10 protein-coding genes and 1 pseudogene are annotated in these 12794 nt (G+C 56.7%); 10 read left to right on the top strand and 1 reads right to left on the bottom strand.

What is annotated here, in order from left to right; genetic code table 11:
* Nucleotides 1-3: 3 nt before the first annotated feature.
* The 5 genes from aspS (at nt 4) to arsB (ending at nt 5757) form a co-directional block, all read left to right on the top strand.
* Entirely contained in the window at nt 4-1797 is a 1794-nt protein-coding gene (aspS, locus tag NM10_RS06865; protein WP_020310866.1) for an aspartate--tRNA ligase, read from the top strand.
* Nucleotides 1798-2043: 246 nt separating this feature from the next.
* Nucleotides 2044-2355 carry an ArsR/SmtB family transcription factor gene (locus NM10_RS06860; RefSeq protein WP_020310865.1) on the top strand — a complete coding sequence of 104 codons (312 nt, stop codon included), beginning with the start codon at nt 2044-2046 and terminating at the stop codon, nt 2353-2355.
* A 72-nt stretch (nt 2356-2427) separates the two neighbouring features.
* Nucleotides 2428-2874 (top strand): arsenite efflux transporter metallochaperone ArsD, encoded by a 447-nt coding sequence (gene arsD, locus NM10_RS06855; RefSeq protein WP_020310864.1) that lies wholly within the window; start codon nt 2428-2430, stop codon nt 2872-2874.
* Nucleotides 2871-4604 (top strand): arsenical pump-driving ATPase, encoded by a 1734-nt coding sequence (gene arsA / locus NM10_RS06850; protein WP_020310863.1) that lies wholly within the window; start codon nt 2871-2873, stop codon nt 4602-4604. Before arsD ends, arsA begins: the two co-directional genes overlap by 4 nt.
* A gap of 118 nt (nt 4605-4722) precedes the next feature.
* The gene (gene arsB / locus NM10_RS06845) at nt 4723-5757 is read left to right on the top strand and encodes an ACR3 family arsenite efflux transporter (protein WP_020310862.1); all 1035 of its coding nucleotides are present in this window, start codon (nt 4723-4725) and stop codon (nt 5755-5757) included.
* A 275-nt stretch (nt 5758-6032) separates the two neighbouring features.
* On the opposite strand, the gene NM10_RS06840 is transcribed toward arsB, so the two are convergent.
* Nucleotides 6033-7544 (bottom strand): dihydrolipoyl dehydrogenase family protein, encoded by a 1512-nt coding sequence (locus NM10_RS06840; protein WP_020310861.1) that lies wholly within the window; start codon nt 7542-7544, stop codon nt 6033-6035.
* Between the two features lie 324 nt (nt 7545-7868).
* Between NM10_RS06840 and rpsO the strand changes: the two genes are divergently transcribed.
* The 5 genes and pseudogenes from rpsO to NM10_RS06815 all read left to right on the top strand — a co-directional run bounded on the left by rpsO (nt 7869) and on the right by NM10_RS06815 (nt 12790).
* Nucleotides 7869-8135, top strand: coding sequence for a 30S ribosomal protein S15 (gene rpsO / locus NM10_RS06835; RefSeq protein WP_020310860.1), 267 nt, complete (start codon nt 7869-7871; stop codon nt 8133-8135).
* Between the two features lie 139 nt (nt 8136-8274).
* Nucleotides 8275-10425, top strand: a complete 2151-nt coding sequence (gene pnp, locus NM10_RS06830; RefSeq protein WP_020310859.1) for a polyribonucleotide nucleotidyltransferase — start codon at nt 8275-8277, stop codon at nt 10423-10425.
* Between the two features lie 5 nt (nt 10426-10430).
* Nucleotides 10431-10876, top strand: a pseudogene (locus NM10_RS06825) (dUTP diphosphatase).
* 168 nt (nt 10877-11044) lie between these two features.
* Nucleotides 11045-11605: an NUDIX hydrolase gene (locus tag NM10_RS06820; protein WP_020310857.1), complete on the top strand. Its 561-nt coding sequence runs from the start codon at nt 11045-11047 to the stop codon at nt 11603-11605.
* Between the two features lie 12 nt (nt 11606-11617).
* A complete protein-coding gene (locus NM10_RS06815; RefSeq protein ID WP_020310856.1) occupies nt 11618-12790 on the top strand; it encodes a phosphopentomutase in 1173 nt (390 codons plus the stop codon).
* Nucleotides 12791-12794: the final 4 nt, after the last annotated feature.

Below are 12794 nucleotides of genomic sequence, written 5' to 3'. Positions count from 1 at the left end.
CGAATGGATACAATGGAAGGTTTACATCGCTCCCAATACTGCGCTGAAGTAAGTGAAGCGGACAACGGCAAAGAAGTCGTCTTGACTGGCTGGGTCGAACGCCGCCGCGACCACGGCGGACTGATTTTCATCGACCTCCGCGACCGTACGGGCATCGTACAGGTCGTCGCTTCGCCGGACTATGAAAAGGTTTCTTTCGATAAAGCTGAACAGGTACGTACGGAATACGTCCTGGCTGTACGCGGCATCGTCCGCATGCGCGATAAAGATACGATCAACCCCAAGATGAAGACCGGGACCATCGAAATCCGCTGCGAAGAACTGCGTATCCTCAATTCGTCCAAGACGCCGCCGTTCTATATTGAAGACAACATCGACGTCGACGAAAAGATCCGCCTCAAATACCGCTACCTCGACCTGCGCCGTCCGGAAATGCAGAAGAACCTCATCATGCGCCATAAAGTAAAACATGCCATGCGCACGTTCCTCAACGAACACGGCTTCATCGACATCGAAACGCCGGAACTCTGCAAGAGCACGCCGGAAGGCGCCCGTGACTACCTCGTACCGAGCCGTGTCAACGAAGGCAAATTCTACGCCCTGCCGCAGTCGCCGCAGATTTTCAAACAGCTGCTCATGATTTCCGGTATGGACCGTTACTACCAGATCGCCCGCTGCTTTCGCGATGAAGATTTGCGCGCCGACCGCCAGCCGGAATTCACCCAGCTCGACATGGAAATGTCCTTCATGGACCAGGAAGAAATCCTGACCCTCGTCGAACAGATGGTACATTACATCTTCAAAGAAACCCTGGGCCACGACGTCAAGCTCCCGATTCACCGCATGACCTGGGACTACGCTATGGAAAACTACGGCTCCGATAAGCCGGATCTGCGCTTCGACATGAAGTTCACGGACGTCACGGAACTCGTCAAGGACACGGACTTCAAAGTCTTCCGCAGCGTCATCGACAACGGCGGTCAGGTCAAAGCCATCAACGTCAAAGGCGACGCCGACATTCCCCGTCGTGAACTGGACGGCCTCGTCGAATACGTCAGCCACTACGGCGCCAAGGGCCTGGCTTGGATCGGTTTCCTCGAAGACGGCACGCTCAAATCGCAGATCAAGAAGTTCTTTGGCGAAGACAAGCTCCGTGAAATCGGTAAAGCCTGCGGTGCTGAAAAGGGCGACCTGGTCCTCATGATTGCCGACAAACCGAAAGTTGTCGCAGCCGCTCTCGGCGAACTGCGTAAAGAAATGGCCCGCCGCATGAACCTCATCGACGAAGACGAATTCGCCTTCACCTGGGTCGTCGACTTCCCCATGTTCGAATACAGCGAAGAAGAACACCGCTACGTCGCTATGCACCATCCGTTCACGGCCATGCGCGACGAAGACCTGGACAAACTGGAAACCGACCCGGCTCACGTCTATGCCAAGGCTTATGACCTGGTCCTCAACGGCATCGAACTCGGCGGCGGCTCCCTCCGTATCTACCAGCCTGACGTACAGCAGCGCGTCTTCAAGGCCATCGGCCTGACACCGGAAGAAGCAGAACAGAAATTCGGCTTCCTCCTCCGCGCCTTCGAATACGGTGCACCGCCCCACGGTGGCCTGGCCTTCGGCTTGGACCGCATGATCATGCTCATGCTCAAACGCAAGTCCATCCGCGACGTCATCGCTTTCCCGAAGACCCAGAACGCTATCGACCCCATGAGCGAAGCTCCGTCGACAGTCACCAAAAAACAGCTGCATGAACTCCATATCCAGGTAGAAGAAGACTTGGTAAGCAAATAGAGAGATGAAAAAAGCTTGTCGCATGTGCGACAAGCTTTTTTTTTCGTGGCGCGGTCCTATGGACCGCTTTCGTAGGGGCCGTCCCAAAGGGCGGCCCGCTTGTGGGAATCCCGTGAATGGCTTTCCCAAATGAACGCGATTGGTTTACGAACCACGAGCCGCTAGCAGACACATTGACAAACGTCAATGTGTCTGCTATACTCTAACCATAGATTGATAAACTTCGATATGAAAGGAGGCGCCGTGATGGAGGAAAGGGAAGCGGTTCGCGTATTCAAGGCTTTGGGTGATGAAAAGCGGCTGCGCATCTTGTTGCTCTTGCGGCAGGGGGAACGCTGTGCCTGCGTGCTCCTGGAACACTTGAACCTGTCCCAGCCGACGCTGTCCCACCACATGAAGATCCTCTGCGATGCCCAGCTGGTCACAGGCCGCAAGGAAGGGAAGTGGGTCTATTATTCCCTCAACCGCGCCCAGGCCCAGGTCCTGGAACAGGCCGTTCACGACTTATTCCAGCCCAGTGCCGTGTCGGCAGAGGACGAAGCCTGCCGCTGCCAGTGAGGCAGGCCCTTTTTTCAGCTTATACATTGATAAATGTAAATATATAAATTTCTATTTAGGAGGTCTTTCATCATGAAACATATGGAAATCTTTGAACAAGCAATGTGCTGCCCGACCGGTCTCTGCGGTCCGTCTATCGATCCGGAACTCTTGCGCGTATCGACGGTCCTGGACACGCTGAAACAGCACGGCATCGACGTCGGCCGCTATAACCTGACTAGTGCGCCCTTGAAATTCGTCCAGACCAAGGCCGTGACGGACTTTCTCCAGTACCACGGTCCTGAAGACCTGCCCCTCATCCTCGTCGACGGCGCCGTCCAGTTTGCCGGCCGCTATCCGACGAATGATGAATTTGCCAGCCTCATCGGCTTCGACCCGGCCATCCTCGAAGCCGCTCAGGCCGCTGGGGACAGCTGCTGCTGCGGCGACAGCGCCGAAGAAACAGCTTCCTGCTGCTGCGGTGACACGCCGGCGGAACCGGAAAGCCCGTCGTGCTGTTGCGGAGGTGACTGTAAATGATCCTCTACGATCCCTTTCACGTCGTCCAGACGAAATACCTCTTCCTGACCGGCAAGGGCGGCGTCGGCAAGACGTCCGTCGCCTGTGCCACGGCCGTCGCCCTGGCCGATGCCGGTAAGAAGGTCCTGCTCATCAGTACCGACCCGGCGTCGAATCTGCAAGACGTCTTTTCCATGGAACTGACCAATAAGGCCACGCCCATCGCCGCCGTGCCCAACTTGGCCGTAGCCAACCTCGACCCGGTCCAGGCCGCGGCCGAATATCGGGAAAGCGTCATCGGGCCCTATCGCGGCCTCCTGCCGGAAGCGGCCCTGCGCAACATGGAAGAACAGCTGTCCGGCTCGTGTACCGTAGAAATCGCCGCCTTCAACGAGTTCACCAATTTCCTCACCGATGAAGCCGTTGCCTGTGGCTACGACCACATCATCTTCGATACGGCGCCGACAGGCCACACCCTGCGCATGCTGCAGCTGCCGTCGGCGTGGAGCCAGTTCATCCAGAAGAGCAAACACGGCGCGTCCTGCCTGGGCCAGCTGTCGGGCCTGGAATCGCGGAAAGAACTGTATAAACAGGCCGTCCAGACCCTGGCCGACGGGGAAAAGACGACGATGCTCCTCGTCGCCCGTCCCGATGCCCTGCCCCTGAAAGAAGCGGCCCGGGCGTCGAAGGAACTGGCCGCCCTGGGCATTGCCAACCAGCAGCTCATCGTCAACGGCCTGTTGGCCTCGTGGGATGACGATGCGACCAAGACGTTATACGAAAAACAGCAGGCCGCCCTGAAGGCCATGCCCGAAGCCATCGCCGATTTGCCGCGCTTCCAGATTCCCTTGCGGACGTACAACATCACCGGCCTGGACCACGTCCGGGCCCTGCTCAAAGGGGAAGTGAAGGAAGCGGCGACGGAACTGACGCTGGAACGGGTCCAGCCCCTGCAGGCCGTCATCGACGACCTGGAAGCCCATCAGCGCAAGGTCATCTTCACCATGGGCAAGGGCGGCGTCGGCAAGACGACCGTCGCTGCCGCCATCGCCCTGGGCCTGGCCCGCCGCGGCCATCGCGTCCACTTGACGACGACCGACCCGGCCGCTCACTTGCAGTACGTCGTCAGCCAGACGGACAACCTGACCCTGAGCCATATCGACCAAGGGGAAGAGCTGAAGAAATACCAGGATGAAGTCCTGAGCCAGGCCAAAGCCAACGGCCTGGGCCCGTCGGACCTGGCCTATATCGAAGAAGACCTGCGCTCGCCGTGCACCCAGGAAATTGCCGTCTTCCATGCCTTTGCCGACATCGTCGAAGCGGCCGACGACCAGATCGTCGTCATCGACACGGCGCCGACAGGCCACACGCTGCTGCTCCTGGAATCGACGGAAAGCTACGACCGGGAAATCCGCCGGACCCACGGTTCGACGCCGCCGTCAGTACAGCACCTGCTGCCGCGCCTGAAAGGGGACGAAACAGAAGTCGTCATCGTCACCCTGCCCGAAGCGACGCCGGTCTATGAAGCCCTGCGCCTGGAAGCGGACCTGAAGCGGACGAAACTGCGCTCGAAATGGTGGGTCATCAACAAATCCTTCTATCAGGCCCGGACGACGAGCCCCCTGCTAAAAGCCAAGGCCTCTCACGAAATCGCCTGGATCAACAAAGTCGACGACCACACCCAGGGCCACACGGCCCTCATCGCCTGGCGCCCCGACGAAGTCCGCGGGGAAGTCCTGGGAAAATTATAGTCTGTAGTTGAGCGTTTGTAGTTTGTAGTAAAAGGGCTTGTCATCGTGTAGCAAGCCCTTTTTCAGATATTAAACATTCATATATTTCAATTTATCTATTTATAGGAGGCGCGTTATCATGGAACATGAATCACACGCAGGCATCAGTTTTTTTCAGCGATATCTGACCCTTTGGGTCTTGTTATGCATGGTCGTCGGCGTAGCCATCGGTTATGCCCTTCCGGCTGTGCCAGCCTTTTTAGATACCTTACAGGTCATGGGGATTTCTATTCCCATTGCCATTTTGATTTGGCTCATGATTTATCCGATGATGATGAAAGTCGACTTTCAGAGCATCAAAGCCGTAGGACGCCAGCCTAAAGGCTTGTTCGTCACTTGGATTGCCAACTGGCTCATCAAGCCTTTTACCATGTATGCTATTGCCTGGTTCTTCCTTTTCGTCCTCTTTGGTTCGTGGATCCCTGCGGACCTGGGCCGGCAATACTTGGCTGGCGCCGTATTGCTCGGTGCGGCTCCCTGTACGGCCATGGTTTTCGTCTGGAGTACACTGGTCAAAGGGAATCCGGCCTATACCGTCGTCCAAGTCGCGACGAATGATTTAATCATTCTCATCGCTTTCGTACCTATCGTCAAGTTCCTTTTAGGAGTTTCACAAGTTGCGGTTCCTTATAGTGTCCTCTTTGTCAGTATCTTCCTGTTCGTCGTCATTCCTCTGGCAGGCGGTATCCTGACCCGGATGACTGTCGTCAAACGAAAAGGTCTCGATTATTTTGAACAGCACTTTGTACACAAATTCGATTCGGCAACGACGTGGGGACTGTTGCTGACGCTGGTCATCATTTTCAGCTCCCAAGCCCAGGTCATCTTATCGAATCCACTCCACATCGTCCTCATCGCCATTCCCCTTACCTTGCAGACCTTCTTTATCTTCTTCCTTGCCTATGGAGCCTGCCGGCTGCTGAAACTGCCCTTCGACATTGCCGCACCGGCCGGGTTCATCGGCGCTTCTAACTTCTTTGAATTGGCCGTTGCCGTAGCCATTGCGCTCTTTGGCGTCACCAGCCCGGCAGCCTTGGCGACGACCGTCGGTGTCCTGACCGAAGTCCCGATTATGCTGACCCTGGTCCGCATTGCCTTAGCAACTAAAAACTAGCTACGCTAGTCCCTGGAATTGTAGGGGCTTGCTGCAGCAAGCCCGCTCCAGAATATGTGTGCTTTCCCAATCAGTTTTCTGGAGAAATCGTCCCCATATCCAACGGGCGCCCCCTCTACTGCGGTCCGTTTCAGCAACCGTCCTGCCATTCCTTACAGTCATGACCTGACGGGCTGAAAAGGCACGTGGTCGCCCCTACAAATAAAACCCCATCCGCTAACCACGAACCACGAGCCACTAAAAAGCGGCTGTCTTCAAAGGACAGCCGCTTTTTCCTACTTCCCTTCGTAATAATACCGCGTCCACATGACGACTTCCGACAGGGACGGGTGAGGGGTCATGGTTTCGCTGAAGGTGTAGACCGATTTGGGATTGAGGGTCCGCGTCAGCGGTTTGGCCCGCAGGGCCTGGACCGTCGGCGACGCGATGTCTTCGTGGATGGGATGGACGACGTGGGTGCCGCTCATGAGGTTATTGATGAAAGGCTGGATGAGGATGGATGCTTCGGGGCCGACGATGTGGGCGCCGAGGATGAATTTCGTCTTCTTGTCGATGACCAGTTTGACGAAGCCGTCGTCTTCATCGCCCGGTTCGTAGCCCATGGCGTAGCCCTTGGCCGACGATGAATAGTGGTTGATGGCCGTTTCGACGTCATAGCCTTTCTTCACGGCCTGGTCTTCCGTCAGGCCGACGTGAGCCGCTTCGGGATAGGTGTAGGTGACGGCCGGCACGGCATCGTAATCGGCCCAGCGCCACGTTTCCGGTTCGTTTCCGGAAAAGAGGTTGTGTGCCAGGATTTCCGCTTCGTAATTGGCCTTGTGGCGGAAGGGGGCCAGGCCGTTGACGTCGCCCAGGGCCCAGATATTTTCAGCCGTCGTTTCCAGGAATTCGTTCGTTTCGATGTAGCCGCGCTTGTCCAGGCGGACGTCGGTGTTTTCCAGGTGCAGCAGTTCCGTCATGGGCCGGATGCCCGGAGCGACCAGGATTTCTTCGGCAGCTACTTCGCCTTCTTCGCCTGTCGTGCGGTCGCGGAAGGACAGGACCTTCAGGCCATCGTGCTGGCTGACGGAAACCGTGTCTTTATTGAGGCGGATGTCCATGCCGTAGCGCTGGAACTGCTTGAGGATGAATGCCGATACGGCCGGATCTTCCTTGGGCAGGAGGCGGACATTGTGCTGGACCATCGTGACCTGGGTGCCGGCGGCGTCGAAGACGTGGGCGAATTCACAGCCGATAGGGCCGCCGCCGATGATGATCAGGCTCTGGTAGGGCTTTTTCGGATACGACGGGCCAAAGAACGATTCCGACGTCAAATAGCCCGCTTCTTCCAGGCCCGGCAGGGAGGGGATATTGGTCCGGCCGCCAGTGGCGACGAAAACCTTATCGCCCGTCAAAGTGACGCTGCTGCCGTCATTCAGGGCGATGGCGACGGTGTGGTTGTCGACGAAAGACGCCGTGCCGTTAAAGGTGTCGACATTGGGGAACTGGTCGTAATAACTTTGAATAGCCGGACTTTCATCGACCTTTTCCCACAGTCGCTTGGACAAGATATCCCAATCCAGGCGGACGTTGTCGGCAAAGACGCCGATACGGCTCCCTTCGCGGATTTCGCGGATGCGGTTGGCTGTCGTGACCATGACCTTCGTCGGGATACAGCCGCGGTTCAGACAAGTCCCGCCGAACCGGCCGCGTTCAATGACAGCCACCTGCAAGCCCTGGGCCAGGGCCGCATCGGTCACAATATTGGCTGCCCCCGTACCGATGACAATGACATCATATTTCTTCATAAATAGCGCTCCTTTATTTCTAACAAAATATTAAATACAACCTTTTTAGTATAGTATAAGCGAAAGCGGCCTTTTTGACAAGGCCATATGAGCAGCTGGCTGCTAGCCGCTGGCCACGAACCACGGAATTCCCACAAGCGGGCCGCCTTTACAGGACGGCCCCTACGAGCCACAAGCCACGAACCACGAAAATCCCCTTTACACAACCGCCCGGGTATAGTATAATAGCTATGTCGTACGGGTGCTCGGTGTCTCGATGACTCCGACGATCACTTAGCACTTTGCGAATAGATTCAATTTTTTTACACATGGAGGAAAGATACAATGTTAAGCGTAGAAGAAAAAAAAGCAATCGTAGCTAAATTTGGTGCCAATGAAAACGATACGGGTTCTCCGGAAGTACAGATTGCGCTCCTCACGAGCCGCATCATCTATTTGACGGAACATCTCCGTAGCCATAAAAAAGACCATGCATCCCGCCGCGGCCTGTTGAAACTCGTCGGCCAGCGCCGTAACTTGCTCGGTTACTTGCAGAAACACGATCTCAATCGTTATCGTGCAATTCTCGAAAAATTGAACTTGCGTAAATAATCTCGCATACTGTGAGGCTGATGCTGATGTGACTGCATCAGCCTCTTTTTTCAGGACACAGGGTGGTAGGTTGTAGCCTGGGCATATCGCCGATGTTCCCGGACTAGTGCCTATCACCTGTGAATTCAAGGAGGTAACAATGGAAGAACCGAAATTCCAAATGGATTTCGCCGGCCGCCCGCTGGTGATTGAAGTCGGCAAACTGGCTAAACAGGCCAGCGGTGCCGCATTGGTCCGTTATGGCGACACGGCCGTTTTCGTCACGGCTACGGGCTCGAAGGAAGCGCGTGAAGACGCTGACTTTTTCCCGCTCACTGTCGATTACGAAGAAAAGATGTACTCCGTCGGCAAGATTCCCGGCGGCTTCATCAAACGCGAAGGCAAACCGCCTGAATCGGCAACCCTTTTTGCCCGCCTCATCGACCGTCCGATCCGCCCGCTCTTCCCGAAGACATACCGTCATGACGTCCACGTCGTGGCTTATGATTTCTGCGTAGACCATGACAACGCTCCGGAAATCGCCGCTATGATCGGCGCATCCGTATCGCTGTGCATGTCCCATATCCCCTTTGCCGGCCCGATTGCCGGTGTCCGCGTCGGCCGCGTCGATGGCCAGTTCATCATCAACCCGACCGTCGCCCAGAGTGAACAGAGCGACATGGATATCGTCGTTGCCGGTACAAAAGACGCCATCCTCATGGTTGAAGGCGGCGCTCACGAAGTCCCGGAAGAACAGGTCCTGGACGCCATCATGTTCGCCCATGAAGAAATCAAGAAAGTCGTCGAATTCCAGCTCAGCTTCCTCGACAAGATTTCCGTACCGAAACAGGAATTCGTCGAAAAAGAACCGCCGGCAGATATCGTCGAAGCTGTCCACGCTTATGGCGAAGAAGCCATGAAGACGGCTATCTTCACGGCTGACAAAGTCGAACGCGAAGAAAAGATGGACGCTGTCGAAGCCGACATTTATGAACACTTTGCCGACATCTATCCGGACAACGCCGATGATGTCGCTGAAGTCACGCAGAAGATGATCAAGGAAATCGTCCGCCACATGATCGCCGTCGACAAGATCCGTCCTGACGGCCGCCGTGTCAACGAAGTCCGTCCGGTCAGCTGCGAAGTCGGCCTCTTTGCCCGCACTCACGGCACAGGCCTGTTCACCCGCGGCCAGACGCAGATCATGAGCTTCTGCACCCTGGCTCCGCTGTCGGAATGCCAGCACATCGACGGCGTCGGCCTGGAAACAGACCGCCGCTACATGCACTACTACAATTTCCCGTCCTTCTGCGTCGGCGAAACGAAATCGTCCCGCGGTCCCGGCCGTCGTGAAATCGGCCACGGTAAACTGGCAGAACGCGCATTGACCCAGGTCATGCCCAGTGAAGAAGAATTCCCGTACGCCATCCGCGTCGTATCGGAAGTCCTCGAATCGAACGGCTCCAGCTCCATGGGCAGCGTTTGCGGCAGCACCCTGGCCCTGATGGATGCCGGCGTGCCCATCAAAGCGCCCGTTGCCGGTGTCGCTATGGGCCTGGTCACCAAAGGCGATGACTTCACTATCCTGACCGATATCCAGGGCATGGAAGACGCCTTGGGCGACATGGACTTCAAAGTCGCCGGTACCATGAAAGGGGTCACGGCGATCCAGATGGATATCAAGATCAAAGGCCTCAGCCGTGAAATCCTGGCCCAGGCTCTGAAACAGGCCCACGAAGGCCGTATGCACATCATGGGCAAGATGATGCAGGTCATCAGTGAACCGCGAAAGGAGCTCTCTCCCTACGCTCCGCGCATCATCTCCATGCACATCAAGCCGGATAAGATCCGCGACGTCATCGGGCCGGGCGGCAAGATGATCAAGCAGATCACCGAAAAAACAGGCGCCAAGATCGACATCGACAATTCGGGCCTGGTATACATCGCTGCCGTTGACGGCGAAAGCGGCCAGAAGGCCAAAGAATGGATCGAAAAACTGACCGAAGACGTCGAAGTCGGCAAGACCTACGTCGGCAAAGTCACGCGCATCATGAACTTCGGCGCTTTCGTCGAAGTCCTGCCGGGCAAAGAAGGCCTGGTCCATATTTCCCAGCTGGCTAAAGAACGGGTTGAAAAAGTCGAAGACGTCGTCCACGTCGGCGATGGAATCATGGTCAAATGCGTCGAAATCGACAGCCAGGGCCGTGTCAACCTGTCCCGCAAAGCCCTCCTGGGCGGCGGCGACGAAGGCCCGTCCCATCGCAGCCGGGGTCCCCGCGGCGGTCACAACCACGACCGTCAGAAACGGTAGGGCTTATGGCAGGCAGAGGATTTGAAATCATCACGGCCTATGAAGGCTGTGGCATCCATCTTCCCGTCCGCAAGACGGCCAAGAGTGCCGGCTATGACTTGGAAGCCGCAGAAACGACGGTCCTGGCACCGCATGCCGTCACCGTCGTCCCGACTGGGCTGAAGGCTTCATGGAAGACGATGAATACCTTTCCATCTTCATCCGCTCCAGCTTGGCCTTCAAGAAGGGCCTCATGCTGGCCAACAGCACGGGCATCGTCGACAGCGATTACTACAACAATGCCGACAATGAAGGGCATATCATGATTGCCTATTACAATACCAATGATCAGGCCTATACCCTGGAAAAGGGCGAACGCATCGGTCAGGGTATCTTCATGAAGTACCTGACCGTCAACGACGACGCTGCCAGTGGTATCCGCACTGGCGGCATCGGCAGCACGGGAAAGTAAAAAAGTGAAAATGAGATAATATACCTATCTGGAGGGTTTTGCCTCCCTGATAGGGGAGGTGGCCCAACGGGCCGGAAGGGTTGCACTGAAAAAACAACTTCTCAGCCAGCCTGCGGCTGCCAGCTCCCCTATTAGGGGAGCCTTTTTTTTGAAAGGATGATGAATCAAGTGAGTATCAGCAAAGAAACACTCGTTTCTCGTAAAGAAATCATGAAGGGCCGGGTCCTGCACGTCACGGTCGATACGGTTTCCATCGACGACGGCCAGGGCGGCGAAAAGAAGACGGCCACGCGCGAAGCGGTCTGGCATTTCGGCGCCTGCGCCATCCTGCCGCTGACCAATGACGGCAAGATCATCCTCGTCCGCCAGTATCGCTATGCTGCCGCCCAGGTCATGCTGGAAGTGCCGGCCGGCAAAATCGAACACGACGGCGAATCGCCCGATTACTGCGCCGCCCGGGAACTGGAAGAAGAAGCAGGCGTCACGGCTTCGGAAATCCTGCCCCTAGGTTATACCTATACGTCGCCGGGATTCTGCAGTGAACGGATTTACCTCTATCTGGCCCGGGGCCTCCAGAAAGGGAAGCAGCACCTCGACGACGACGAATTCATGAACGTCGAATACTACACGCCCAAGGAAATGGAAGACCTCATCGATAAGAACGAAATCACCGATGCCAAGACTATCGCAGCTTTTGAAAAAGCCCGCAAATATCTGCCGGGATTATAAGGAGGGAACCCTATGAAATTCAATCGCATCATCGTCATCGTCACGGACAGCGTCGGCGCCGGCGATGCACCGGATGCCGAAAAATTCGGCGACAAAGGAGCCGACACGTATGGTCACATCGACGCCAATGTACCCTTGAAGGTGCCTAATCTGCGCCGCCTGGGTCTGGGCCGCGTCGCCCATATCCATGCGGAACCGGCCGATGTCGTCGGCTCGTATGGCCTCATGCAGGAAATCTCGGCCGGCAAGGATACGACCAGCGGCCATTGGGAATTCATGGGCAACCCCGTGGAAAATCCCTTCCCGACCTTCCCCGATGCCTTCCCGCCGGACCTGTTGAAAGCCTTTACGGAAAAGACGGGCTACGGCTACATCGGCAATGAAATCGCGTCGGGCACGGAAATCATCGAACGCCTGGGGCCGGAACATTTCCGCACGGGCCTGCCCATCGTCTACACGTCGGCGGACAGCGTCTTCCAGATTGCCGCCCACAACGACGTCATCCCCCTGGAAGAATTATACCGCATCTGCGACATTACGCGCCGCGAAGTCTGCGTCGGCCCTTATGAAGTAGGGCGCATCATCGCCCGGCCGTTCATCGGGACCCAGGGCCATTTCGTCCGCACTGGCGACCGCCGTGATTACAGCCGTCTGCCCAAGCGGAAAATGGTCTTCTCCTATTTGTCCGAAGCGGGTTATGCCGTCGTCGGTGTCGGCAAAATCGGCGACATCTACGCCCACATCGGCCTGACCGAATCGTACCACACGGCCAACAACCACGAAGACATGGAAGCCCTGCGGACCCAGCTGGCAGCTCATCGCCAGGATAAGGGCCTGCTCATGGCCAACTTCGTCGACTTCGACAGCATGTACGGCCACCGCCGCAACGTCCAGGGCTATGCCGACTGCCTGGAAGCCTTCGACCAGGAACTGGGCCAGCTCCTGACGGAAATCCACGACGACGAACTGCTGGTCATCACGTCGGACCACGGCAACGACCCGACCTGGCACGGCACGGACCATACGCGCGAACGGGTACCGCTCCTGCTCTACAGCCCGGCCCTGAAGGAATCGGTCGACTTAGGGCTCCGCCAGACCTATGCCGACCTGGGCATGAGCATCATGGATAATTTCGGCCTGACAGGCCTTGAATTCGGTACCAGCTTTTTATCGGAACTGAGGTGATCCT

Source organism: Megasphaera sp. NM10 (assembly GCF_000417505.1).
In the GTDB taxonomy this organism is placed as follows: Bacteria; Bacillota; Negativicutes; order Veillonellales; family Megasphaeraceae; genus Megasphaera; species Megasphaera intestinihominis.
The sequence above is the reverse complement of the archived record's forward strand: the minus strand, read 5'-3'. Positions and strand labels throughout refer to the sequence as shown.

Coding starts and splice junctions, on each gene's coding strand:
- NM10_RS06840 (WP_020310861.1), bottom strand. CDS start 7,544: ATGAAGAAATATGATGTCATTGTCATCGGTACGGGGGCAGCCAATATT.
- arsD (WP_020310864.1), top strand. CDS start 2,428: ATGAAACATATGGAAATCTTTGAACAAGCAATGTGCTGCCCGACCGGT.
- pnp (WP_020310859.1), top strand. CDS start 8,275: ATGGAAGAACCGAAATTCCAAATGGATTTCGCCGGCCGCCCGCTGGTG.
- aspS (WP_020310866.1), top strand. CDS start 4: ATGGATACAATGGAAGGTTTACATCGCTCCCAATACTGCGCTGAAGTA.
- arsA (WP_020310863.1), top strand. CDS start 2,871: ATGATCCTCTACGATCCCTTTCACGTCGTCCAGACGAAATACCTCTTC.
- NM10_RS06860 (WP_020310865.1), top strand. CDS start 2,044: ATGGAGGAAAGGGAAGCGGTTCGCGTATTCAAGGCTTTGGGTGATGAA.
- rpsO (WP_020310860.1), top strand. CDS start 7,869: ATGTTAAGCGTAGAAGAAAAAAAAGCAATCGTAGCTAAATTTGGTGCC.
- NM10_RS06815 (WP_020310856.1), top strand. CDS start 11,618: ATGAAATTCAATCGCATCATCGTCATCGTCACGGACAGCGTCGGCGCC.
- arsB (WP_020310862.1), top strand. CDS start 4,723: ATGGAACATGAATCACACGCAGGCATCAGTTTTTTTCAGCGATATCTG.